Origin of the sequence: Paenibacillus sp. R14(2021), assembly GCF_019431355.1 — a bacterium.
GTDB lineage: Bacteria > Bacillota > Bacilli > Paenibacillales > Paenibacillaceae > Paenibacillus_Z.
Genome location: NZ_CP080269.1, coordinates 3,908,290 through 3,931,963 on the forward strand (window position 1 = coordinate 3,908,290; position 23,674 = coordinate 3,931,963).

General features: G+C 48.8%; 26 protein-coding genes. 2 read left to right on the forward strand and 24 right to left on the reverse strand.

All coding sequences use genetic code 11. The features are described from left to right. Positions 1 to 15 precede the first annotated feature (15 nt). The 8 genes from KXU80_RS18135 to KXU80_RS18170 form a co-directional block, all read right to left on the reverse strand. A complete protein-coding gene (locus tag KXU80_RS18135) occupies positions 16 to 960 on the reverse strand; it encodes an ABC transporter permease (RefSeq protein WP_219834617.1) in 945 nt (314 codons plus the stop codon). Positions 961 to 1,329: 369 nt separating this feature from the next. Next, the gene (locus KXU80_RS18140) at positions 1,330 to 1,884 is read right to left on the reverse strand and encodes a hypothetical protein (RefSeq protein WP_219834618.1); all 555 of its coding nucleotides are present in this window, start codon (positions 1,882 to 1,884) and stop codon (positions 1,330 to 1,332) included. Further along, positions 1,865 to 2,362 (reverse strand): RNA polymerase sigma factor, encoded by a 498-nt coding sequence (locus tag KXU80_RS18145; protein ID WP_219834619.1) that lies wholly within the window; start codon positions 2,360 to 2,362, stop codon positions 1,865 to 1,867. The genes KXU80_RS18140 and KXU80_RS18145 overlap by 20 nt, the downstream gene beginning before the upstream one ends. A 255-nt stretch (positions 2,363 to 2,617) precedes the next feature. Next, on the reverse strand, positions 2,618 to 3,040 hold the full coding sequence (locus KXU80_RS18150) for an OsmC family protein (RefSeq protein WP_219834620.1): 423 nt from the start codon (positions 3,038 to 3,040) through the stop codon (positions 2,618 to 2,620). Positions 3,041 to 3,084: 44 nt separating this feature from the next. Then, entirely contained in the window at positions 3,085 to 3,831 is a 747-nt protein-coding gene (locus KXU80_RS18155; protein ID WP_219839105.1) for an amino acid ABC transporter ATP-binding protein, read from the reverse strand. A 22-nt stretch (positions 3,832 to 3,853) separates the two neighbouring features. Continuing rightward, positions 3,854 to 4,498 carry an amino acid ABC transporter permease gene (locus tag KXU80_RS18160; RefSeq protein ID WP_219834621.1) on the reverse strand — a complete coding sequence of 215 codons (645 nt, stop codon included), beginning with the start codon at positions 4,496 to 4,498 and terminating at the stop codon, positions 3,854 to 3,856. A gap of 87 nt (positions 4,499 to 4,585) precedes the next feature. After that, complete coding sequence (locus KXU80_RS18165) at positions 4,586 to 5,464, reverse strand: substrate-binding periplasmic protein (RefSeq protein ID WP_219834622.1); 879 nt, start codon at positions 5,462 to 5,464, stop codon at positions 4,586 to 4,588. A 75-nt stretch (positions 5,465 to 5,539) separates the two neighbouring features. Beyond that, complete coding sequence (locus KXU80_RS18170; protein WP_219834623.1) at positions 5,540 to 6,172, reverse strand: TetR/AcrR family transcriptional regulator; 633 nt, start codon at positions 6,170 to 6,172, stop codon at positions 5,540 to 5,542. A gap of 328 nt (positions 6,173 to 6,500) precedes the next feature. Between KXU80_RS18170 and KXU80_RS18175 the strand changes: the two genes are divergently transcribed. After that, entirely contained in the window at positions 6,501 to 7,379 is an 879-nt protein-coding gene (locus tag KXU80_RS18175; RefSeq protein ID WP_219834624.1) for an aminoglycoside phosphotransferase family protein, read from the forward strand. Positions 7,380 to 7,497: 118 nt separating this feature from the next. On the opposite strand, the gene KXU80_RS18180 is transcribed toward KXU80_RS18175, so the two are convergent. The 10 genes from KXU80_RS18180 to KXU80_RS18225 form a co-directional block, all read right to left on the reverse strand. After that, positions 7,498 to 8,076: a TMEM175 family protein gene (locus tag KXU80_RS18180; protein WP_219834625.1), complete on the reverse strand. Its 579-nt coding sequence runs from the start codon at positions 8,074 to 8,076 to the stop codon at positions 7,498 to 7,500. A gap of 169 nt (positions 8,077 to 8,245) precedes the next feature. Continuing rightward, positions 8,246 to 8,944 carry a class I SAM-dependent methyltransferase gene (locus tag KXU80_RS18185; protein ID WP_219834626.1) on the reverse strand — a complete coding sequence of 233 codons (699 nt, stop codon included), beginning with the start codon at positions 8,942 to 8,944 and terminating at the stop codon, positions 8,246 to 8,248. Beyond that, positions 8,916 to 10,802, reverse strand: coding sequence for a Rieske 2Fe-2S domain-containing protein (locus KXU80_RS18190; RefSeq protein WP_219834627.1), 1,887 nt, complete (start codon positions 10,800 to 10,802; stop codon positions 8,916 to 8,918). The genes KXU80_RS18185 and KXU80_RS18190 overlap by 29 nt, the downstream gene beginning before the upstream one ends. Positions 10,803 to 11,182: 380 nt before the next feature. Next, positions 11,183 to 11,533: a nucleotide excision repair endonuclease gene (locus KXU80_RS18195; protein ID WP_219834628.1), complete on the reverse strand. Its 351-nt coding sequence runs from the start codon at positions 11,531 to 11,533 to the stop codon at positions 11,183 to 11,185. Positions 11,534 to 11,752: 219 nt separating this feature from the next. Continuing rightward, a complete protein-coding gene (locus tag KXU80_RS18200; RefSeq protein ID WP_219834629.1) occupies positions 11,753 to 12,418 on the reverse strand; it encodes a PspA/IM30 family protein in 666 nt (221 codons plus the stop codon). A gap of 2 nt (positions 12,419 to 12,420) precedes the next feature. Then, positions 12,421 to 12,858: a hypothetical protein gene (locus tag KXU80_RS18205; protein WP_219834630.1), complete on the reverse strand. Its 438-nt coding sequence runs from the start codon at positions 12,856 to 12,858 to the stop codon at positions 12,421 to 12,423. A gap of 126 nt (positions 12,859 to 12,984) precedes the next feature. Next, positions 12,985 to 14,298 (reverse strand): sensor histidine kinase, encoded by a 1,314-nt coding sequence (locus KXU80_RS18210; RefSeq protein WP_219834631.1) that lies wholly within the window; start codon positions 14,296 to 14,298, stop codon positions 12,985 to 12,987. Further along, on the reverse strand, positions 14,288 to 14,962 hold the full coding sequence (locus tag KXU80_RS18215; protein WP_219834632.1) for a response regulator transcription factor: 675 nt from the start codon (positions 14,960 to 14,962) through the stop codon (positions 14,288 to 14,290). The genes KXU80_RS18210 and KXU80_RS18215 overlap by 11 nt, the downstream gene beginning before the upstream one ends. Before the next feature lie 182 nt (positions 14,963 to 15,144). After that, complete coding sequence (locus KXU80_RS18220; protein ID WP_219834633.1) at positions 15,145 to 15,600, reverse strand: DinB family protein; 456 nt, start codon at positions 15,598 to 15,600, stop codon at positions 15,145 to 15,147. 81 nt (positions 15,601 to 15,681) lie between these two features. Continuing rightward, a complete protein-coding gene (locus tag KXU80_RS18225; protein WP_219834634.1) occupies positions 15,682 to 16,146 on the reverse strand; it encodes a DUF8821 family protein in 465 nt (154 codons plus the stop codon). A gap of 360 nt (positions 16,147 to 16,506) precedes the next feature. Between KXU80_RS18225 and KXU80_RS18235 the strand changes: the two genes are divergently transcribed. Beyond that, entirely contained in the window at positions 16,507 to 17,211 is a 705-nt protein-coding gene (locus KXU80_RS18235) for a DUF4386 domain-containing protein (RefSeq protein ID WP_219834635.1), read from the forward strand. Positions 17,212 to 17,233: 22 nt separating this feature from the next. Here the strand turns inward: KXU80_RS18235 and KXU80_RS18240 are convergent, their stop codons facing one another. From KXU80_RS18240 to KXU80_RS18265, 6 genes are all read right to left on the reverse strand, one after another. Continuing rightward, positions 17,234 to 17,818 (reverse strand): Crp/Fnr family transcriptional regulator, encoded by a 585-nt coding sequence (locus KXU80_RS18240; RefSeq protein ID WP_219839106.1) that lies wholly within the window; start codon positions 17,816 to 17,818, stop codon positions 17,234 to 17,236. Positions 17,819 to 18,020: 202 nt separating this feature from the next. Then, positions 18,021 to 18,779: an SDR family oxidoreductase gene (locus KXU80_RS18245; protein ID WP_219834636.1), complete on the reverse strand. Its 759-nt coding sequence runs from the start codon at positions 18,777 to 18,779 to the stop codon at positions 18,021 to 18,023. Positions 18,780 to 18,841: 62 nt separating this feature from the next. After that, entirely contained in the window at positions 18,842 to 19,321 is a 480-nt protein-coding gene (locus KXU80_RS18250; protein ID WP_219834637.1) for a carboxymuconolactone decarboxylase family protein, read from the reverse strand. Positions 19,322 to 19,688: 367 nt separating this feature from the next. Beyond that, positions 19,689 to 21,113 (reverse strand): L-arabinose isomerase, encoded by a 1,425-nt coding sequence (gene araA / locus KXU80_RS18255; protein WP_219834638.1) that lies wholly within the window; start codon positions 21,111 to 21,113, stop codon positions 19,689 to 19,691. Between the two features lie 42 nt (positions 21,114 to 21,155). After that, a complete protein-coding gene (locus tag KXU80_RS18260) occupies positions 21,156 to 21,851 on the reverse strand; it encodes an L-ribulose-5-phosphate 4-epimerase (RefSeq protein WP_219834639.1) in 696 nt (231 codons plus the stop codon). Positions 21,852 to 21,853: 2 nt separating this feature from the next. Beyond that, positions 21,854 to 23,470, reverse strand: a complete 1,617-nt coding sequence (locus tag KXU80_RS18265) for a xylulokinase (RefSeq protein WP_219834640.1) — start codon at positions 23,468 to 23,470, stop codon at positions 21,854 to 21,856. Positions 23,471 to 23,674 lie beyond the last annotated feature (204 nt).

Genomic DNA, 23,674 nt, shown 5'->3' on the forward strand with positions numbered 1-23,674 from the left:
ATCCCGCCTCCTCCTTTACATCATGGCGCTGTCCGGATCTACGCGGCGAACGATCCAGTTAGCGATCAGAATGGTCGCGCAGCCCAGCACGGATTGTACGAAAGCGGAAGCGGACGCCATGCCTACCGTAGCGGTCTTGAGCTGCTTGAATACGAGAACGTCAACGGTGGTCGTGACCGTGAACAGCGAATTGGAATCCCGCGGCACCTGGAAGAACAGACCGAAATCCGTGTAGAAAATACGTCCGACCGACAAGATGAACATCATGACGATAACAAACTTCATGAGCGGCAGCGTAATAAAGCGTGCTTGCTGCCACTTAGAGGCACCGTCGATTACGGCAGCCTCGTAATACGTGCTGTCGATGCCGGTGATGGTCGCCAAATAGACAACCATGCCGTAGCCAAGTCCCTTCCACATGTTCATGAAGACGAGGAAATACGGCCAATATTCTTTCTCCATATACCAGTTCACGGGATCCTTGCCCATACCGGTAAGGAATTGGTTAGCAATACCCTTATCAAAGCTTAGAAACGCCCACATGACTGCGGAAACGACGACCCAAGACAGGAAATACGGCAGGAACATCATCGTTTGATACACTTTGCTTGCCTTGCGGCTGTGCAGCTGACCAACCATAAGCGCTAAGATGACAGGCACCGCGATACCCAGAATAATGAAGATGAGATTGTAGCCCAGCGTATTGCGGATGACGACCCAAGCATCGTTGGACTTGAACAGAAACTCGAAATTTTTGAATCCGGACCATTCGCTGTGAATGATATTACTTAGGAAGCCCCCGAAGATTTTAAAGTTTTTGAACGCAATAATGACCCCGAACATCGGCAAGAAGCAAAACAAGATATACCAGATGGTCGTCGGCAAGGCCAGCAGCGTCAATTCGGTATCCTGTGTACGCCAACGCGTTCGCAGGCGCTTTCGCTCGCTCTTCGTGTCCATGTCAGCCACCCCTCCCGCTTGTCAGCGTGTAATTTGTTTGCGCTTTCATTTCTGGTGTGCATGTATACCCAGAACATGGTACTTATACCATTTGAAGCGGTATCAATTTGAACTGTTGATGTTATTGTAAAGAATGTTACCCGCTCCATTCTAGATAACAAACATAAGACCGCAGTCAACAAACGTTAGATTTTGCGGGTAAACGGGACGGGATGCTGCGTTCGCATATTAGCCATTCGCCGCAATTTCAACAAAAAAAACCGCCATCCATCGGCGGTTTAGAAGAGGCACCCTCCAATGAAGGTGCCCTAGTGTTAGACGCTTACTTATCCATGATCAATGACCGTCTATACGCAGCCCGCGCATGATTTATTTTTGCGGAGCCATATTGTTGTAGATGCGCGTTGCATTCACTTTGCCTGTGCTTACATCTTCCGTCGTATATCCGGACACGATGTTGCCGACTTTAAATTCTTTTTGCAGAAGCTCTTCCGATGGCTTGGCGGCCGTCTCGCCTCCGATGCCCAGTTCCGTATCCGGCGTCACGGTTACCCACAGGTCGCCAACCTTGAAGCTGTTGCCGTCTGCGCTTACTTCGGAGATAACCCCATCGATATTGACGGCCACTTTACCCATGATCGGAGGTTTCGTTACGGCAGCCGATGGCTGCTGCACAGGATTCGGCGCTTGGTGATTCATCGAGAAGATGCTGACCGATAATACCGCAACCGCTACAATGCCGACTGTCCAACCCGTTACTGTTCTTTTCTTCGCTCTTTCCATTGTTATCCGCCCCTTTTGGTTGTTTGGATTGGCTTCCGCTAATTTATCCATTTCCGACATTAACTTCTGGTACGTGGCCTCTTGAAAATCCTCGCTTGTTTTCACACGGGACATCGCCGATTTATAAACAGATTTCTTCATGCGCCATGCCTCCAATCTTCTCCTTTAAGATAAAGCGCCCTCTTGCAAGCCATGTTCCGACGGTTGCGGGCTTGGCCTGCAGAATAGCCGCAATTTCCTGGATCGAGTAGCCCTCGTAATAATGCAGATGAATCGGAATCCGATACTTCTTGTCCAAGGCTAATACGGCCTGCAGGACCTCGTTTTCTTCCTGCGGGAGGTAGCTCAGATCCTCGGGAACGGGGTTTCTGCTTTTGAACCACCCGGTTTTCAGCATGTTTTTGCTTTTATTGATTGTGGTTCGAATCAGCCACGCTTTTTCATGTTCACTACTGTTGAATATAGGGTGCTTTTGCAAATAGGCGAGAAAGACTTCCTGCGTCACTTCTTCTGCATCGGCTATATTTTTCAAGTATGCAAAAGCAATCTTGATTAAGCTGTGAGAATATTGATCCAAGGCACGCCGCACAGATTCATTGAGCTCGTATGAATTGTACACCTCGGCACCCCCTTTCACTTGTAATACAACTGAGCGGCCTACTATTTTTCATTATGTTCAATTTTTTAGTATGCAGTTTTTTCCAATAAGTTACACATGCGGCTTCAAACACAAAAAAGCCCGCAGAATGACTGCGAGCGAAATAGAATGATTCCCTCATAAAGAAGAGAAAACCGGCCTCCACATAGGAGACATAGGATGTGATCCTTCGTACTGTCATGCAGTTATCCGAAGTCGGATTGAACTCGCGCTCGATCAGCCCTTCGTTACTTCTTCTCCGTTAAGCACGAGCCTGTAAGAGATATCGGCCTTCAACGAGTCCGACACCGCGCAATACTTCTTGCTCCCCATCTCGATGGCCTTCCACACCCTGTAATCCGGTATGTCTCCGTCCACGCGGAAAGTCAGCTCTATGGCGGTAAAGCCCGTCGGTGCCTGCTCCTTCCGAGTGCCGTCGGCTTCTATTTCGATTTGACGGATCGTGCCGAGGTACTGATCCAGAATCATCGTAACGTCGATTCCAATACAGCCGGCTAAGCCTGCAAGTACCAGTTCCATAGGCGTAGCGCCATTGCCATCGCCCCCATATGCGGGCGTTGCGTCCATGCCGACCGGATAGCCGGACGGACCAACAGATGTAAACAATCGTTTGCCTTTCCACGTTGTCATTACTTTCATTTCGGTATACCTGCTTTCTCATGTAAGATTAGTGAACGTACAGATTAATACTCGCTAAGTTGATTTAGAAACTTTCTTGCCCTCTCGGATTGGGGGCTCTGGAAGAAAACTTCCGGCTCCTGCTCCTCAACGATTACGCCGCCGTCCATGAATACAACACGGTTCGCCACCTGGCGGGCGAACTTCATCTCATGGGTAACGACGACCATCGTCATCCCTTCCTTCGCCAATTCCCGCATAACCTCCAGCACTTCGCCGACCAGTTCTGGGTCGAGCGCTGATGTCGGCTCGTCGAACAGCATGACCGACGGCTCCATCGCTAGCGCGCGGGCAATGGCGACACGCTGCTGCTGCCCTCCGGATAGCCGTGATGGATACTGGTCTTTCTTGTCCGACAAGCCAACCCGCTCCAGCAGCCGTATGCCGATACGCTCGGCTTCGTTCCTCTTCAGCTTCTTGACGGTCAACAGCGATTCGATCACGTTGCCGAGCGCCGTCTTATGGGGATACAGATTGAATTGCTGAAATACCATACCGGCGTCGCGCCGAATCTCTCTAAAATTCGTTCTCTTCGTTCTTGCCGACATATCTGCAGCTACGCGAACGCCGTTCACTTCCACGGCCCCTCCGCTCAGCTCCTCCAGTCCGTTCAGGCAGCGCAGCAGCGTGCTTTTGCCCGACCCGCTCGGTCCGAGAAGAACGACGATCTCCCGGGCCTCGACCCGCAGATCAATGCTTTTCAATACCTGCGTGCCGTGAAAGGACTTCGACAGCCCCGTCGTTTGGATCATCATCCGGTTCGCGCCTCCCATCTCAGTAAGCTTTGGACAACCGCTTCTCGATGCCTTCGAGAATGAACGAGAACACTGTGCTCATGACCCAGTACATCGCAGCAATCCCCAAATAAAAGGGCATGTTCACAAAATATTGGGCAATCAACAACTGGGCGGATCGCACCAGCTCGGTTACCGTAATGACGGAAACAAGGGCCGTCTCTTTGAGCATTCCGATAAACGTGTTGCCCATCGGCGCAATGGCTACCCGGGCAGCTTGCGGAAAGATAATCCGCCGTAATGTCTGCCAAGGCGTCATGCCCGCCGCATATGCCGCTTCGGTCTGCCCTTTCGGAATCGACAGAATCGCTCCCCGAAACGTCTCGGACAAATAAGCGCCGACGTTGATGCTTAACGCCACACAGGCCGCCATCAGCGGGCCGAGCGTGATACCGTAATCCACGAGCCCGTAATATACGATCAAGATTTGAACGTATGCCGGCGTGCCTCGAATGACGGACAAATAAGCGCGCGCCAGCCAGCGGACAGGCAGGTTGCCTTTCAGTCTGGCAATTGCGACCACGATGCCGATGAGAAGCCCAAAGCACATGGAAATGATGGTGATCAATAGCGTATAATAGGCGCCCTTTAGCAAGAAGAGCAGGTTATCCCATACCAGACTCATGAATGCCCGTTCCCCTTTGTCATTCCCTTGAATTATCGCGGAGAGCCATGATGCGAATCCACCATGGCTCATTACCCGTTTCGCTTCTTATTTCGCTGCCGGCTCCTCGCCGAACCACTTCTTGAAGATGGTATTGTACGTGCCGTCGGACTTCATATCCGCAAGCGCCTTATCGAGCGCCGTAATGAACTCCGGATTGTTCTTGTGAACGGCTATCCCCGCCTGATCGGACTTGATTGCTTCCCCGACCGCTTTAATTTTGAAGCCGTTTTTATCCACGATCGGCTTCAAAGCGTACAGGTTGTTGATCGTAGCATCGATCCGGCCGGCATTCAGATCTTGAAGAGAATTGATGACATCATCGTAGGTCTTGATGGTAAACTTACCTACCTTCGGCAGCACTTCGTTGCGCAGATAGGATTCGTCGTTCGTGCCGAGGCCCACGCCGATATTCTTGCCTTTGAAATCTTCAAGCTTCGTAATGGAATCGTTGTTTTGACGAACGATGATCTTCACTTCGTTCGTGATGTAGGGCTGCGTGAAGTCGATTTGCTTCTTGCGTTCGTCGGTGATGGTCACTTGGCTGATAATCGCGTCAATTTTGCTTGCCTGCAGGCTCGGGATCAATCCGGAGAACTCCTGAGGAGCGAATTCGACCTTAACCCCCAGGCGCTTGCCGATTTCCTTAGCAATGTCGGCGTCAAAGCCGTCGATTTCCTTATTGTCGTTCAAGAAATTGTAAGGTGCGTACGTGCCCATAAGACCCACCTTCATAACGCCAGCCGCCTTGATTTGCTTCAACAGGTCGCCGCCGCTAGCTGGTGCGTTGCTTCCATCATCAGAAGTGGACGAGCCCGGGGACGGCTGCGCGGTATTGTTTTTCGAGCCGCAGCCGACAAGCGCAAGCGCGAACAGCAATACAATTGATAACATGAGGAACAAGGATTTTTTTGATTTTTTCAGCATGGAATTCTCTCCTATAATCATTTTTTTCTAAGTTGCCCGGCCTGAAGCCGAATAATCCGAAAACCTTCTGTAAGTCTAGACGCCAAGGAGCCCGAAAAACTCAAATCTTGCCGTCTCGGACGCCAGCTGACCGGCAGTCTTCCCTGCCATTCCGCTGGCAGGCGCTCCTAAGCCGAACAACCATCGCGAGACGACACCTTCGATCAAGCTCATAATGAGCGCTGCACGAAACTCGGCATCGATCGCTTCCGGCAGCATGCCAAGCTCCATTGCGCGCCGAATATTATGAAGAAACGCGCTCTCCATCGCGGCCCGGGTCTCGCCGATCGCTTGCCGGATCGGTTCGATGCCGCCGCTGCCGCCGAGCAGAAGCTCCATTAAGTAACGGTTAGATTCGGCGAATTGAAACAACCTGCAGAGTAGCGCTTCCGATGCCTGTACCATATCCTGCACGGTCCCCAGCTCCTGCCGGTAACCTTGCGCGATGACGTCCAGCAGCTGGCGGCGCCCGTCTTCCACGATCTCAAGCGCGATCGCCTCCTTGCTTTTGAAGTGCCAATAGAACGTCCCCTGCGCTACGCCGGCTTCGGCGACAATATCGGAAATCTTGGTCGCGTGGTAACCATCCTTCGCGAATCTCCTCAGGGCAATCTCCAAGAAGCGCCTTCTCCGCTCGCTGCTAATCTGGGAATCGTTTTGCCCGTTCAATTGGTACCTCACCTCACCCGATTGATTAGTCAGTCAGTTTTATTTTAAAGCCTATCGGATTGCTTTGTATTTGTCAAGCCGTACGGGTACCTGGCATGTCCATAACCGTTGATCCCTTTGTTTTATAACGGTACGTTTAGGGCCATCCTATGTCGAATAACCCTTTCTTGAACAACTATCATCGTATGTGCTTCTGCGTCACAATCCAAATCCGAATGAGCGAATTGCAGGGAAGGTATTCAACAGAATCCGTGTATGGTTTATACTAATCCTTCCATGATATGAGCGTTTCTATCCAACAACAATTAAAAAGAAAGAAGTGAAGTTAATGTTTGAAATTACGACCGAGCTCGTACGTCAATTAATTCATAATCAATTTCCCAAGTGGGCGCACCTGGAAATAAGACCTGTAGAGAAGAGCGGGCATGATAACCGCACTTATCGGCTAGGAAGCGAAATGACCGTTCGACTACCGAGTCATGAGAATTACGCCTCGGCTGTTGAGAAAGAACTCAAGTGGCTTCCTGTTTTCAAGCCTCTTCTGTCCTTGCCGATCCCGGCTCCCGTTGCACAAGGCAAACCTACGGACGAATATCCCCTTCCATGGTCCATTAACCGATGGATTGAAGGCGATACAATTACGCCTGCCAACGTACTGGATTTGAACGGATTTGCCGAAGATCTCGCGGGGTTCCTGAGGGAATTAGAAGCGATCGATGCAAGCCGCGGCGTACCCGCAGGCGTTCAAAACTTTCATCGCGGTGGAAACTTAGCGGTTTACGATCAAGATACAAGATCCATCATCGACAGCCTATCCGGCCAATACGATTCTAAGCTCTTAACTGAAATATGGGACCTTGCCCTTGCGACGAGATATCAATCGGCACCGCTATGGGTGCATGGTGACGTTGCGGTAGGCAATCTACTCGTGAAGGATGGCCGGCTGTGCGGCGTCATTGATTTCGGAACGATGGGCGTCGGCGATCCTTCAAGCGATCTTGTGATGGCCTGGAACTTTTTTGATGACGTAAGCCGCGAAATATTCCTAAGCCGCATGGGCTTTGACCAGCATACTGTTAATCGCGCACGCGGCTGGGCTTTGTGGAAAGCACTCATTACCTACGCTTGGAATGAGCAAGGCTCGGAAGCTTCGAATTGGGGTAAGCATGTGATGGATGTCATTATTCGAGACTACAAATCGCTGTAAACTTAGGCGTCTCCGACCTTTCTTTAAGTCACTGCCCCGCAACCGCAGGTTGCATCTTACCGACCTCAAGAAAAAGCTCGTCGAAGCCCGCAATCCTGCGAGCATCGACGAGCTTTTCTTAGCGGCCTCCCAGCGCATGCTCGATCCGCCGATCCGGTACGAACCAGATTACGGTAACCAGCACGAAGAAGAAGCCGGATATCCACGTGCTCACGTACGCGGTCAAGGCCGCGATCGTGTAAAGCAGCGGGGACAACTTACCCTTCCAGTTCTTCCCCATGGCCACGACGAATGCGGAGTCGCCCGCATGCTGCTTCATAATTGCGAGCTGCAGCAACCAGTAGGACAGCGATGCAAGCAGCAAAACTATCCCATACAGTGCCGTTGGTGTGGCTGCAAAATGACTCTCCCCCATCCAACCGGTCGTGAATGGCACAAGGGACAGCCAGAAGAGAAGCAGCAGGTTGGGCCACATCAGCCGCCCGTTCATTGTTCGAACCATGTGCAGCAGATGGTGATGATTGTTCCAGTAGATGCCGACGTAGACGAAGCTGAGAATATAGCTTAGAATTTTCGGCCCGAGCTGGATTAGCGCATCCCAATCATGGCCTTCCGGCACTTTAAATTCCAGCACCATAATCGTAATGATAATGGCCAGTACGCCATCGCTGAAGGCTTCCATCCGATTCGCTTTCAACGTTGTTCCCCCTCTTTTTATTCAATCAATACCCGTAATTTCACATGAAACCCTCACTATGTCAAGCAAAACTTAGCAGTGAATCACTAATATTACAAGCATTTGTAACCGAATAAAAAGAGGGCTATTCGCCCTCTTTTCCCAATTGGTATTCAACAGTACTGCATCACTAATTTTTCTTTCTTAGAACAAGATGGTATCTGGAATGGAACGAACCTGACACAATATTCTCTCGGCGAATAAGATTTGCTTCTAAAATATCAAAATCGTCTTTAACAAGCTCTAGGACCTTTCCATAGTTATAATACATTTGAATGGTCCCAATTTCGTGCTGCGTTTCTACTACTTCTTCTCCCCAGAATTCTCGAGCATGATTTGAATCATCCCCTGAAATAAGGTCGCAATAAAAGAGACCACCATTCTTTAAGATTCGAGCTGTTTCCGTAAACGCAGCCCTGGCAATATTAAAATATGTACTATCAAATACGCCGTGACTAACGGCATAGTCGAAGGATCCATTCTCCCATGGCATATTTCGTATATCGCCTTGAATAATTTTATTTTCTACATCAGATACATTTAGATTGCGGCCCCACTGTCTTGCAACAGTTATTGCCTCATTCGACAAGTCTACTCCATATGAATCCAAGCCCATCCTGTGACTATAAAAAATATGCCTGCCGATTCCGCAACCTACATCTAACAACTTCGGCTTTTCATTATAGGGATGAATAAATTGATATTCATCTAACCCGACTTGTTTCACTATATATTTAGATACAAACCGAATGACTTCTTCGTGCGGATAGAATAGGAAATTATCACGATTTAAGTACGAATTATCCCACTCGCTCATTTTGTTTTCCAATTGTACCTTCCCCCTGTAAGAAAGCTTTATTTAATTCAAGCAGCAGTTTATCAACATCAGCGCCATTTATGCCATGATTTCTTGCACCTATTGAAATAGATTCAAACGTGGAATGATGACAACCCAAACAATATAATCCATATCTCCGAAGTATTTTATCGGCATCGTCCCCGTAAAACTCCAGTACATCGGCGATGGCCGTATCTCCTGTAATCGTTTCCGGATGAACGGTCCTTGTTAGTTGAGGGCTTTTACGAAAATATGGCGTTTGCAATAAACGCCAAAATCCAGCATGATATACATCCGGATTTCGGCTAAACTTACACCAATATCCAATATGCGCCTCATCCCATGATAAATTATCAGTGATGATTTTCTTTACTATGTTTGCTGGGAGCTCAATCGTTAAGTTTATATCATGCTTTTCTAGTTTTCGAATGTTTAAAATTCCCTTTTCAATCTCTAATAAAACTTCGAAAGAGTGCTGGCTAGAATCTATATTCGTAACTTTCACGCATATTCTCAAGTCTTCACAGTAAGCAATCTCGCTCGTTTTATTTAAAAGTAAAAAGTAATTCTCCACCTCAGCCACTGATATAGAATAATCATTCGGATGATGTTCCAAAAAAAGGTCTTCACGATAGGCTTTATCTAGATATTCTAGCACCTCTGCCTGGTTATATAATTTAGAGCGGTCGCGCTTAGCATAAACAATATTGTTTTTCTTGACGCCCCAATAATCCCCAGGCAATAAATCTACGACATTGACCGTAGTATCTTTAAAAGCCTCAACAACATCCATCACTGTGTTTTTTCTTAACTTTTCTACGTATTTTCGATGAGTTGGGTGCCACAAGTTGAAATGTGATGCAAAAGGGATGAGTGATTTGGCCCCATATAGATCGATGGCTTGGGTAAGCATTTTTAACAGGCCGAGCCTCGACTTCTCTAGGATTTGATCTTTCTTGTCCTCATCTAAATGTGCCCATGTCAAAGGATATCCTGATGCCCCAGGGGAAAATCCGGAAGCTATCACATCCACCTTTCCAATTATTTTGGCGATTCTTGGGTTTAACCCCGCATCATTAAGATTCAGAATCCTGAAATTCTCAATCTCTATGAGAAGGATCGCGTCATTCCATAGACTAGAGGGTTCGAAACAAGTAATTTTGATATGTTTGCGTATCTCCAAAGGTTTTCCGAACTGCATGGGATAGATGTTTCGGAAACCAAGTTGTATCAGTTTTTCCTCTATTCTTTTATTCGGAAAATCAGGGAAATATATGGGTATATTTCTGTCCATAAATGTTAGAGTTGATTCATGGAAATGATCGGAGTGCTCATGTGAAATCCATAATGCAGATGGTGTTAATGTATGAACGTCCACAATCGGAGCAGGGTACTGAAGCCATGCCCCCATAAAGGCAGGTCCTACTAGCCAAGGGTCGGTAATCAAAGAGAAATCGTCGTACTTGAACTCAAGGCACGCATGCGAATGAAGCTTTACGATTAAGTCTTGTTCTAGCGTTGTGTCCTGTTGCGGCTCACTGGTATTTAAGGAATTTGGAATCTCCGCGAAAAGCATGCCGTCTTCAACAGAAACGTTATACTGCGCCATCCTTTGCTTAGGCACATTCATGGATTCTCCGGAATAAGCGAATTTCCAACTATGTATTGGACATTCGAAGCAAGAATCTTGGTCCACGATTTTCCCGCCTGCATGAGGACATGTAGAAGATAACAACTTGTAGCCAGTTTCATCTTTTGTCAAAAAATAGCTGGAACCCTCTAATTCTATTTCTAAAGGATTATCATATACATTATTTTCTAAACAAATCTGTACCTTTTTCAAAGCCATTGTAAAATCCCTTCAGTTAATAGTTGATAATTGCCATCTTTACTCATTATCGGATTTATCAGCTTTTATATTAAATGTTATTATATATAACCCTTAAAATTGGATTTTTATAATCCCCCTTACCGTTACTTGTAATAAGATGCCTTATTCAAAGGCAAAAGGGCACCTAAGTAGATGCCCTCTGCAATGCAGTTATTAGAATAAGCTTATTTGAAACCAGTGCCCGGTAAGATCTGAAGCCAATTTCTTATCTTTCATCTTAGGTCTCCTCTAGTTTCATTAGATGTGTGGTTTCTTGCAGTGATAGAAACGCAAAAAAAGCCGGATCAGGCCTAGGCCTTCCGACTTTTCGCAATTTACTGTAAAGGCGTCCATTCCTTTTACAGCACCCGGTCCGGATTGTACTTTGCTCTGAATTTATTGGCGATATAGGTTTCGTAAATGGCGCGGTCAAGAAGGCCTTCGACGATACAAACCTCAATTTTCGTAACTTCATCTCTGTGGTTTTTGATCGGCGATACCGTATCTTCGAAATGTTTTTTGATTCTTGGGCGCAGCTTTCTCGCTTTACCGACAAACAGCAGCTCATCCTTGTTATTGTAAAACATGAAGATGCCGCCCTCTTCCCTCGAAATCAAGTGGAAATCGGTAAATCCATAAATATGGCTTAGCTGGGGGTCACTTTGTTTGGTAATGGTAACGTCGGGTGCTGGTATGGTGATGCTGATCATAATCGATTCACGTCCTCTTCAATGTAGGTCTATATACTAACACGAATGGCTGACTTACTAAAGCCTTGTAATCCTGGCTTGTCTGACAGAATAAAGTGATAATGCTGTACTGTGCTTAGGATATCATTTACAATCGGCAGATTACATATGTACTCGGAACCTATCTCATAGCTCGATAGACGCAGCAAAACCGGCATCCTCTGCCGGTTTTTTTTGTATCTATTCAGCTGCTTGCTGCTTCAGCTCTTCTAGCGACTTGTCGATTTCGGCTGTAAGCGTCGGGTCCAAATATTGCGGCGCCGAACGCTTCACGGGTGAGACGAACCGATTCATGGCCTCCAGCTCCGCTTCGATCATAAGCACCTTCTCTTCCGCACGGGCAAACCCTTTGGTGACGTTGCCCGTCTGAAACGAGACGACGCTCTGATTCATCTCCTTCAAGGAGCTTGCCACGTTGACCCGGGACGCCAGCAGCAGCCGGCGGTGATTGAACTCCTCCGATTGTACGAGCAGCTGACTGATACGTTCTTCGAGTACGCCTGTTTGCTCTTGAATGGCCGCATACTGCTCGCGGTAAGCTGCCAGCTTCTTCTCTTGCAGCAGCTTCTCCTGCAGGGCGAGCTTGGCAATTTGATCTTCACCTTGCTTCACCGCAAGCATTGCTTGGCGGTCCCGCTTCTCCACGCTCGCTTCAGCCTCCGCAATGAGCGCCGACTGCCTCTTCTCGATAAACAATTGATTCGCCAGCGCCCGCTGACCCTTAGCGAGTTCTTCGCCAAACTCGCGAATATAGAGATCGACCATGTGCAGCGGTTTCTCACATTTGTCCAGCATCCCGTTTGTTTCCGCCAGAAACATATCTTTGACCCGTTTGAAAATACCCATATTTAGTTCGTCTCCTTTGTACGATTTTGATGCAGCTCCCATTGATCCAGGAAATCGGATGCAGACGTAATCGCGGTGAATTGATTGGCTCGAGGGGCTCTTCTTGCGCGTTTGCCTCTCCTCATGGCCCAGAACAGCAGCCCAGCTGCGAGAATCGTTATGCCTACAGCCACTCCGGCATCCCACCCATCATGCTCGGGATGCCCCTCTCCGTGCATCCCTTTTTCCTGGCGGATACGGATGTCTGGTCCAGGCCCGAATTTCTCACCCTTCATACCGACGAAATTATCGACAGGTCTGGATTCTTGTTTCACAAACTGGATTGCAGGCATCCCATCAGGCCTGCCCCGCTCTGCAGCCCAGCTCAAGCCGGCGCCAACGGCGACGATGATCACAGACGCCACAAGTACTTTCTTCACCCAAGGTCTCACGGATCTCACGCTTCATTCATCCTTTCATCCATTGATCTTCTCTACAGCTCTCACTATAGTCCTGGAAAGTAAAAGTACGGTAAATGGACAAAGAAAAGCCCTTCCTCTTCATCGCAAGAGAAAGGGCGTATGCTGTTATAGCGGAAATTTCACGATAAAGGTGCTTCCTTCGCCGACGACGCTGTCGACCTCAATGGATCCCTGATGGGCTTCTACGATCCACTTCGCAATCGATAATCCCAGCCCTGCGCTGCCTTCCTCACGCGAGCGATGTGCCTCCACCCGATAGAACCGGTCGAATATCCGCTGCTTATCCGCAGCCGGTATGCCGATACCGCTGTCCCGAACGGAGAGCCGCCATTGTTTGCCACTACTCTCCAGCAGCGCGTCAACAGTCCCCTGCTCCGGCGTGTACTTGATCGCGTTGTCCAGGAGAATGTACACGAGCTGCTTGATCCGCTCGACATCTCCAGTAACCGTCATCGTATCCGGCAGCTCGGCCTTCAGCGTAATGGCTTTCTTCTGGGCAACCGCTTCAAAGGCATGCATCCATTGGCGAAGCTTCGGCGTCAGATCGAAAGGCGCCTTCTCGAATTCGACCGAGCCGGCGTCGGTTCGAGCGAGGAGCAGCAGATGCTGCACCATGCGGCTCATCCGGCCCACTTCTTCTTTCATATCCGACACGACTTCCTTCGTAAACGAGGTCAACGTCTCCCCATTCTCCAGTTCAATGACCTCAAGAGACGTATTCATAATGCTCAGCGGTGTCCGCAGCTCATGCGACGCATCGGCCAGAAACTGCTGCTGCTGCCGGTATGTCCGCTGAATTGGAATCATGGCTCTCTTGGACATCGAATAGCTGAGCCATAAGGCAGCGATAATGAACAGAACGAGGATGCAGAAAAATACGATGAGCAGTGTTTTGAACACATCGAAGTAGAAGGTGACGTCTTTCGCGGCGTAAATCGTTATGACTCTGCCGTCCACGGTCATGACCGGACGCGCACCTACAAAAAGCAGCCGGTCCTGCGTCCTGATGATCATCCCTTCAGGGCGTGCATGCAGTTCGGGCAGCCACTTCAATCGAAACGATTCCTCACGTGGATGCCATCCTGCAATTTCCCCTAAGTTGACGTCACCAAACTGCGGAATCGCCTCACTTCTCGCGAGCACCTCGCCGCGGTTGCTCAAAATGTAGTAGAAGTACAAATCCTCATCGCGTGAATTTGTCAGATCAGGTATCGCTACACTGCCATCCTTCTCGGTGGCGTATAGGACGGATTGAAGCGACTGCGTCTGCTCCCGGTACGCCATGACAATAAAGAAAGCCGACACAATGATTGAGAATATCACAAGAAATAGAATGATCAGCCACGTATAGGTAATAGTGAGCTTTCGCCGGGTCTGAGCAAACAAGTCCCTTTTGCCGCGTCTGAACTTAAGCTTCAAACCGGTAGCCTACCCCCCTGATGCTGTGAATGGCCGGCTCCGCATGTGCATCATCCAGCTTGTCCCGGAGCATTTTTACCGTAACATCGACGTTCTTGTAGGATACGTCACTGCCAATGCCCCATACACGATCAAGAATCGCTTCTCTCGTCAGCACATTGCCGTTGTTCTGCAGGAAGAAATCAAGCAGCTGATACTCCCGCTGGCTGAGCAGGACCGCTTCACCTCTTCTGGATAATCGGTGTGATACACGGTTGAACGTAAACGGCCCGAACGTCACCAAATCCGATTGTACAGGGGCAAAATTCCGCCGTGTAAGCACACGAAGACGCGCAAGCAATTCATCCATCTCGAATGGTTTCGTTAAATAATCGTCCGCGCCGGCATCCAATCCGAAAATCTTATCCTGCAGCGCATCCTTGGCGGTCAGCAGCAGAATCGCTTGGCTGTAGCTTGCCGCCCGAAGCCGCTTGCACACATCGACGCCATTCATGCCAGGCATCATCCAGTCCAAAATAAGCACATCGTAGGCCGATCCTCTGGCATAATCCAGCGCGTCCTCCCCATTGCTCACCCAATCGACATGGTAGCCGCCTTTTCGCTCCAGTACGTATTTCACAAGCTTGCCCAGTTTCTGATCATCTTCCGCTAGAAGCATGTTCATTTCGCTCACCACCGCACCATTGAATATTAGGTTAGTATACCAAACATTCGGTAAAAGTACGGTAAAAACAAGCCCTTTTGCAATGAGATCTACTCCGCATGCACCTAAAGCGAAAGAGCACCCAAGCGGGTGCCCTTTGCAGTGAGATATTAGGTTTCCATTCATAGTTTAAAAGGGATGTTCTATTTCAGTACTTTAAGCATGGCGGATATGGTGCTGGAATGCATGACTTCATGCAGCAAAGCTGCTGCGATCAATTCATCGACGGTCTCCGCTTTCGCGAAATTTTCTTTAACGGTTACATGCAAGCTGTCCTTTAACAGCTCGCGAATTCGGTCAGGTTGCTCTCTTAGCTGCGTCATGATGACGTCCCAAGCGGGCGGCTCTCCTTGCCATTCCGCCGGCTTCGTGCCAGAGCGGAAGAAGGTAAGGTAGTCATCCGAAATAGCCATCGTTTGCCCTGTAATTTCGAATACCAAGCGCTCCGTAACGGTCAATACATGTCCGATATTCCAATGAATATTGTTGTTAAAGCCTTCAGGTACCGCATTTCGCTCGTCCTCCGAGCAAGCCTCTGCCAACTTTAGCAATCGACTGTGATTCCTGTCCAACATGTCCAATACATACGTGTCTCTCAATTTCTCCAGCCTCCTCTTGTCACCATAATGAATGAGCATTCGGTTAAAGTCAAATAAGTTCGCTTACGGAAATTCCTATACTTAATATTGCCCTTTAATGACAAAATACGAGCCCCGAATGGTTCCGGCTAGTTTAGATTTCTGCCTCGCAAACTTAAACTTCGCTTCCAACTCCGCTGGTATTTCCATCCCCTCAGAAAGCTTAAATCCAACGGCCCGCTTCTTAGGATCATCCACCGTATACATGACATTGAGCGCAAGCCCGTCCTCATAAAAGACGTAGGTAAATTGGATATTTTCCACTTGAAAACGCGACGTTTCCAGCGGTTTGGCCGCAAACGCAATATCACGTTCTTCTTTCAAAATGCGGTTCACGTAATCAAGGCTCTCCTGACTTTCGCTAGCCGGAACAACCGTAAATTCATGCTCGTATTTGTTCATAAAGTAACGGGCTTCATTCGCACGCAATCCAGCAAGCGCTTCTACTACAGGTGAAGACTCTAGGCCAATCGTAGACACATGTTTAAAATCAACGATATACGACATGTCCATCCCTCGTTTTCTCTTCCTATTTACCAACTATTATACCAAATATGATTCGATATAAACGTTTAGCGAGCGCCTGATTTACAGGTGACTTATTTTTGAGAATCAAGCGTCGACTACATATTCGCGAATGGCATCTGATGATACCTTTGCAATTTGGATTCTTTCAGGAGTGTCATACGTTTTAGCTATCATTTCAAACTTATCTGTATTTGCCATGATTACGCCTCCACTCTGCCTATTCCAAACCTATGCTCGGTAAAGCGTCTTTCCAAGCTTGCTCCCCTTGACTTAAGTCAATGAACGTAAAAATCAGCCCAGTTACAATGGAGTCACTACGTATAACTAGGGGGGTCTCTGATGGTTACCCAAAGAAGAGAGCGATCGGATCAACGAAAATCAGCTCTAATTGCCGGCACAGCACTCATGATCATGACGCTTGCCGCACTTTTCTCGTATGGCTTCGTGCATACAAGGCTTATGGAACAAGGGAATGCGGGCGCCATCGTTCAGCGCATCATTTCGCAAAACCATCTTTTCAAAGCTGAAATCTTGGGTTGGATGATCATCCTGCTATGCGATATTGTGGTCGCTTGGTCTTCCTATGTATTCCTGAAGCCAACAAATAAGAATCTAGCCCTGCTCGGTGCATGGCTCCGTCTTGTTTATGCGACGCTATTGGGAATAGCGATCACAAATTTATTATTCGTTCTGCTGCTTACGAACAGGACCGATTATTTATCGAGCTTTACCCCAAATCAACTTGGCGCACAAGTGATGTTGCATTTGAAAGCCTTTGAATCCATTTGGTCCGTTGGTTTAATCGTCTTTGGCGCGCATCTGCTGATTTTGGGAATATTGACTTTCCAATCAGACAGCGTACCGCGCTGGATCGGCATCCTGCTGCTGTTAGCTTCAATGGGCTATATTCTCATTCACCTAGATAAACTATTTTTTGCGGATTACGGTGAAATCGGAACGATCCTTGAAGCTATTTTCATTGTACCTATGACATTGGGGGAAATAGGTTTTGGATTATGGTTGCTGTTTAGGGGAGGGAAATAGACTCTACACACCTGTTATTCGGCTAATTATTATCTCGATGGATTCTCTTTTTTATTCGACTTAAGGACTCCGGGGTCATTCCGAGAAAACTCGCCAATTGATGTTGAGGAACCCGATCGACTAAAGAAGGTCGTTTCATTAGCAAGGTCTTGAAGCGTTCTTCAGGCGAAGATGCGATAAAGGCAGCGAATTCCGCTTTTACCTGACTAAAGCTCCCTTCAATCATCTGGCGGGTCATCAACTCCAACTGCGTGTACTTGGTATACATGTCCTTTTCCGTATCCAGGTCGCCAACGACCACCACAGAGTCTTCAACGCACGCGATGGTGTAGTCAGACGACTTGTCTAGCTTGTGATGATTAATAATGGCGATGGCTTGCTCTTCGGTGTAGAAGTTCGATGTAATCTCTCTTCCCTCTTCATCGATCGAATACTGCCTTATACATCCCTTCAGAATGAAATAACATTTTGTCGGAACCTCCCCTTGTCTAAAGAGGACGGTTCCCTTTTTGAATTCATCTATATGAATCTCGTTCACGATCGCTTGCTTCTCTTCTTCGCTAAGAGAGGTCAGTCTCGTCATATAATCAAATAAAATGTTTTTCATCATTCATCTCCTTCTGAAATGCTCTAACTTAATATTACTCTAATTCTACAGTCACTTCGAGCACATGGAAATGCAGTTGCCGATCCAAAAAAAACTCTCACCCCAAAGGGACGAGAGTGTGTTGGGAAATAGGTGCTGGAAATGCACAAAGAACCCTGTAAAGGGTTCTTTGCGGGTGATAGATAAGAGTTTTGTTGCCTAATTACGCTTGAGACGCGGAGCGGAGCCAGTCCTCGAAATGAGTCGGGGCGATACGGGCTTTGGAATTATCGTGCGGTACGAGGGACAATTCCTTAAGCACCGAGCCGAAATACTTGTAGTTCTCGTCCGTGACTACCTGACGTGCGTCGTTTTTCGCTTTAAGGTAAATTCGAGCGATTTCGTTGAGACGATACCGATCCGGACCGGCCAACTCGAAGGTAGCGTTCGCAGCCGGAGCCAGCGCGAAGTCAGCCAGCGCGGCTGCAACGTCACCCGACGTGATCGGCTGGAAGAAGGCGGACGACAATGTAACGGTTTGTCCTTCGGTGGCCATGTCGACGATGCCCCCGACGAATTCGGAGAACTGCGTGGCGCGGACGATCGTGTAAGGAATCTTGGAAGACTTGATCAGTACTTCCTGAGCGGTTTTCGCGCGGAAATAACCGTTCTCTGGAAGGAGATCGGTGTTAACGATCGACAGCGCGACGTGGTGTTTCACGCCGGCTTCCGCTTCGGCGGCCAGAAGGTTTCGAGTTGACGTCTCGAAAAATTCCAATACGGCTTGGTCCTCCCATGAAGGCGAATTCGTCACGTCGACGACGACGTCGGCGCCTTTAAACGCTTCGGTCAGACCTTCACCGGTAATGGAATTGATGCCAAGAGAAGGTGATGCTTGTACTGCCTCATGACCTTGCTCACGAAGATTTTTTGTAAGTTGTTTTCCAATCAGTCCAGTGCCGCCAATAATGACAACTTTCATGTTGAACCTCCTAGTTTATGGCCCGTTAGAAGGGCTGGAGAGATATATGATTTTGTAACGGTTTAGCTCAGGCCGGCTTTCGTCAATCCATACGCTGCGTCAGCAGAACCCGGTACAGCTGTGAAAGCGATGCTAATGCGGTTCCAAGCATTGATAGCCATAACCGAGAAGGTCAGATCGGACAGCTCTTTTTCGGACAACTGTCCGCGAACAAGCTCATAAAGCTCATCAGGTACGCCATGTTCAGGCAGCTTGGTCAAACTCTCGGTCCATGCCAGCGCAGCTCGTTCACGAGGACTAAACAACGTGGATTCGCGCCAAATCGCAAGGTGATATAGACGAAGCTCGCTCTCGCCATGAATCTTAGCCTCTTTGACGTGCATGTCCAGGCAGAAAGCACACCCATTCACTTGAGAAGCTCTGATGTGAACGAGATCGCGGGTTTTTTGCTCAATCGAACTTTCATTCTCTGCATTGCTTAATCCCATCAACGCTTTAACAAATTCCGGTGATTGTTGCATGTAATTAATACGCTGTGCCATACGGGTATCCCTCCGGTTGATTAGTTGATTAATTTGCATTCGAACATTTAACGACGATGTGATGAAATTCGTGACACGATGGTGCTTCAAATTTTTCGGACAACTGCTTTTTTTTAATAATCTTGAGTATTGTTAGCTAACTGAAGTTACCCTATTCGTGTCAATCCTGGTCACCCCTTGCACTGCGGCATACCTATTCAGAATGAGGTTGGAAAGCAACTTCCTTCTCTCCCAAGCGAAAGTGCCGTCGAAAGCAGTCATTCTGATAAACAAAAAAACCGTTCCTTAGTAAATAGAAAGATCCATTTACGAAAGAAACGGTTTTTACATTTTGCTCAAGGAAGCGGCGATTCATTATGGATTACTTTTACTTGATGACGACGTATTCCAAGTTAACCAGCTTGGCGTAGGTTACGATTTGGTCTGTCGTCAGGTTCAAGGAAACGACGGTATGATGGCCGCCGCCATTCTCGACCCAAGCCTTCACTCCATCCTGGAAGTTCGGTTTCACCGTCCACAGGACGCGAGCAACAGGAAGGTTAGGAGCCGGAACCGTCGGCTCGAATGCGGAAACCTCGTTGATTAGTAATTTATAATGAGTGCCGAAGTCCGCCATGGATACGACTACGCCTTCGCCGGCTTTGCCGTCGAAAACCAGACGTGCCGGATCTTCGCGGTCGCCGATGCCGAGCGGCGAAACAACGATTTTCGGCTTGTTGCTTGCCAGGGACGGATCTACCTCGAGCATATGGGATTGCAGGATGGCTTCCTGACCGGCCGCCATCTCGTAGGTGTAATCCTCCATAAAGCCCGTGTTTTGATTGCGGCTCATCACTTTCAGCAAGCGGTCGAGCGCAGCCGTCTTCCAGTCGCCCTCACCGGCAAAGCCGTAGCCTTGCGCCATCAGACGTTGGACGGCAAGACCCGGAAGCTGTTTCATGCCATGCAAATCTTCGAAGTTCGTCGTGAAGGCATTATAGCCTTTTTCATCCAAGAAACGCTTGATGGCGATTTCATAGCTCCCTTGGATTCTGACGCTCGCTTCCCAAGTTTCTTTGCTGTTTGTGCCGTAATCGAATTCGTAGGTCTCCGCGTATTGAGCCATCAGATCATCGATTTCCTGCGCCGTAACGGCATTTACGTATTGCACAAGGTCGCCGATGCCGTAGTAGTCCACCGTCCATCCGAATTGAATTTGAGCCTCGACCTTGTCGCCTTCCGTTACGCCAACATTGCGCATGTTGTCGCCGAAACGGGCAACTTTGATGTTGAAGCCTTCGTTATAGGCAACCGCTACGTCCATCCAATCCGCAATTTGCTGCTGCACTTCCGGACGCTCCCAATAGCCTACGACGATTTTATTTTGTTTCTTCAGACGGGCATTAATGAATCCATACTCGCGGTCGCCGTGAGCGGCCTGGTTCAAGTTCATGAAGTCCATGTCGATCGTTGCCCAAGGAATGCTTTCATTGAACTGGGTCGCGAAGTGAAGCAGAGGCTTCTGCAGCAATTTCGTACCGCGAATCCACATTTTCGCAGGCGAGAACGTATGCATCCACGTAATGACACCCGCCACTTCGTCGCGATAGTTGACCTCTTTCATAATGCTTGTAATTTTATCCGCGCTGACAGCTAAGTCCTGCAAGACAAGCGGATAAGGCAGCACACCGCTATTATTCAAAGCATCGGTCATCTTCTGCGCATGAGCCTTTACTTCAGCCAGCGCTTCTTCCCCGTACAGATGCTGCGAACCTACGACAAACCAAAACTGTTTAGCTGCTGCTGCTGACATCTTAATCATCCTCTTTTCTTTATTTTAATCAGGGTGAGGCTATTACTTCTGCCCGTAGTAGGCGTCTTTCCCGTGTTTCCGGAGATAGTGCTTATCCAGAATGCCTTGCGGCAGTTCTTTGGCAAAATGGTTCAATTGCCGCGCGTACAGATTCATTTTGCACACTTCCTCCAGCACGACGCTGTTCACGACCGCCGACTTCACGTCTTTGCCCCAAGTGAAAGGCGCATGTCCCTGGAGCAGAACGGCCGGGATCGCCAAGACATCCAATCCGCGCTTCTCGAACGTTTCGATAATAACGTGACCCGTCTCCGCTTCGTATCCCCGGTCAACCTCGTCTTGGTTCAAGAACCGTGCGCAAGGCACGGCGCCATAGAAGGTGTCCGCATGCGTCGTTCCCATAACGGGCACATCCAGTCCCGCTTGCGCCCAGATGGTTGCCCAAGTCGAGTGGGTATGCACGATGCCGCCGATTTGCGGATAATGCTTATACAATACGGCGTGAGTCGCGGTATCGGAGGAAGGTCTCATCTCTCCCTCCACCACTTTGCCGTCGAGATCCACGACTACCATGTCGCTTGGTTTCATCTTTTCATAGCTGATTCCGCTCGGTTTAATGACGAACAGGCCGCTATCCCGATCGATGGCGCTCGCATTGCCCCAAGTGAATTTCACGAGTCCATGCTTCGCCAAATCCAGATTTGCCTGATAAACCTCTTCTTTCAATTGTTCTAACAACGTTAGCCCCTCCCGTTCTCTAGCAGATGGTCTACGGCAGCTTGTTCGATGGCCAATCCTGCTTCATAACGTTTCATAAATGTTTGGAATCCTTGTACATCCGCTTCATCTGGAGCAATCTCCTGTCCTTCGACATCTTGGAAGACTTTCTGTTCGAGGAAGTCGTCCAAGCTCTCTGCTTGATCCTTGTTGACCATATAAGAGGCCAGAAGCGCCATGCCCCATGCACCGCCTTCGCCGGCCGTGGACATGACCGAGATCGGTACGTTCAGCGCAGCGGCTAAGGTTTTTTGTCCAACGACAGGGGTTTTGAAGAGGCCGCCGTGAGCCAAGATGCTGTCAATGGCCACCTGTTCGTTCTCGGTCAAAATATCCATGCCAAGCTTGAGCGCTCCGAAAGCCGTGAATAGATGCGTGCGCATGAAATTAGCCAGATTAAAGTTGCTTTCCGGCGAGCGAACGAACAACGGCCGGCCTTTGTCGAGTCCCGTAATGTTTTCGCCCGAGAGATAGCCGTAGCTAAGCAAGCCGCCGCCATCCGGGTCTGCTTCGAGCGACTTGCCCAGCAGCACGCTGAATAATTTGCCGGAATCCACGTTGAATCCCATAGCTTCGGAAAATTCACGGAACAGTCCCATCCAGGCATTGAGATCGCTGGAGCAGTTGTTGGCATGCACCATGCCGACCGGACTGCCGTCAGGCGTCGTGACCATATCGATCTCCGGATAAACCTTGGATAATTCTTTCTCCAGTACAATCATCGCAAAAACAGAAGTGCCCACGGAAACGTTGCCCGTACGCTTCCTGACGCTATTCGTCGCAACCATGCCTGTGCCGGCGTCGCCTTCCGGAGGACAGAGCGCAATGCCGGACTGCAAATCCCCGGCCGGGTCCAGAATAGCGGCTCCCGCCGCCGTTAGCTCGCCAGCCTGCTCGCCGGAGAGATAGACGCTCGGAAGAAGATCCCCAAGCTTCCACGGACAGCCTTTGGCTGCAATTAATGCATCGAATTGCTTGACCATCGTTGGATGGTAATTATGGGTTGCTTCATCAATTGGGAAGATGCCGGAAGCATCGCCGATGCCGATTGCTTTATTGCCGGTCAGCAGCCAATGGATATAGCCGGCCAGCGTCGTTACGAAATCGATGCGAGGCACATGCTCCTCTTGATTCAATATCGCTTGGTACAAATGGGCGATACTCCAGCGCTCGGGAATATTGAACTTGAACAGCTCCGTCAGTTCCCTTGCCGCCGCACCGGTTGTTGCATTGCGCCAAGTCCGAAACGGCACCAGCAGTTCACCCTTGCTGTCGAATGCCATATAACCGTGCATCATACCGGAAAATCCGACCGAACCAACGGTCTTAAGGGTAACCCCGAATTTCCGTTCCACTTCCTGCTTCATTTCGCGATAAGCGGTTTGGAGGCCTGTAATAACATCCTCCTGGTTGTACGTCCAATATCCGTCTTTCAAGCGATTTTCCCACTCAAAGCTTCCCGATGCGATCGTGTCGAAACGACGATCGATCAGCACCGCTTTGATCCGCGTAGATCCAAATTCGATACCGAGCGAAGTTTCTCCCTTGGTTATCGCTTCTTTCAAGTCTACATGATTCATGATCACGTCTATCCCCTCTCTGTCGCAATTTCATTTCGCGATTTAACCCAATCGAATTCGATTCATATAATAGCTGCTTCCGATCGGACCGGTCACATGATGTGACAGCCGGCAGATTCCGACCAAAAGAAGGCGCTTTCCTTTACTGACAGCCTAAGTATATTTTCTGTACGTACACTTGTCAATATAGGCTAATAGTTATAC

Coding starts and splice junctions, on each gene's coding strand:
- KXU80_RS18135 (WP_219834617.1), bottom strand. CDS start 960: ATGGACACGAAGAGCGAGCGAAAGCGCCTGCGAACGCGTTGGCGTACA.
- KXU80_RS18140 (WP_219834618.1), bottom strand. CDS start 1,884: ATGAAGAAATCTGTTTATAAATCGGCGATGTCCCGTGTGAAAACAAGC.
- KXU80_RS18150 (WP_219834620.1), bottom strand. CDS start 3,040: ATGAAAGTAATGACAACGTGGAAAGGCAAACGATTGTTTACATCTGTT.
- KXU80_RS18155 (WP_219839105.1), bottom strand. CDS start 3,831: ATGATCCAAACGACGGGGCTGTCGAAGTCCTTTCACGGCACGCAGGTA.
- KXU80_RS18160 (WP_219834621.1), bottom strand. CDS start 4,498: ATGAGTCTGGTATGGGATAACCTGCTCTTCTTGCTAAAGGGCGCCTAT.
- KXU80_RS18165 (WP_219834622.1), bottom strand. CDS start 5,464: ATGCTGAAAAAATCAAAAAAATCCTTGTTCCTCATGTTATCAATTGTA.
- KXU80_RS18175 (WP_219834624.1), top strand. CDS start 6,501: ATGTTTGAAATTACGACCGAGCTCGTACGTCAATTAATTCATAATCAA.
- KXU80_RS18190 (WP_219834627.1), bottom strand. CDS start 10,802: ATGGCTTTGAAAAAGGTACAGATTTGTTTAGAAAATAATGTATATGAT.
- KXU80_RS18195 (WP_219834628.1), bottom strand. CDS start 11,533: ATGATCAGCATCACCATACCAGCACCCGACGTTACCATTACCAAACAA.
- KXU80_RS18200 (WP_219834629.1), bottom strand. CDS start 12,418: ATGGGTATTTTCAAACGGGTCAAAGATATGTTTCTGGCGGAAACAAAC.
- KXU80_RS18215 (WP_219834632.1), bottom strand. CDS start 14,962: ATGAACATGCTTCTAGCGGAAGATGATCAGAAACTGGGCAAGCTTGTG.
- KXU80_RS18225 (WP_219834634.1), bottom strand. CDS start 16,146: ATGTCGTATATCGTTGATTTTAAACATGTGTCTACGATTGGCCTAGAG.
- KXU80_RS18235 (WP_219834635.1), top strand. CDS start 16,507: ATGGTTACCCAAAGAAGAGAGCGATCGGATCAACGAAAATCAGCTCTA.
- KXU80_RS18240 (WP_219839106.1), bottom strand. CDS start 17,818: ATGAAAAACATTTTATTTGATTATATGACGAGACTGACCTCTCTTAGC.
- KXU80_RS18245 (WP_219834636.1), bottom strand. CDS start 18,779: ATGAAAGTTGTCATTATTGGCGGCACTGGACTGATTGGAAAACAACTT.
- KXU80_RS18250 (WP_219834637.1), bottom strand. CDS start 19,321: ATGGCACAGCGTATTAATTACATGCAACAATCACCGGAATTTGTTAAA.
- araA (WP_219834638.1), bottom strand. CDS start 21,113: ATGTCAGCAGCAGCAGCTAAACAGTTTTGGTTTGTCGTAGGTTCGCAG.
- KXU80_RS18265 (WP_219834640.1), bottom strand. CDS start 23,470: ATGAATCATGTAGACTTGAAAGAAGCGATAACCAAGGGAGAAACTTCG.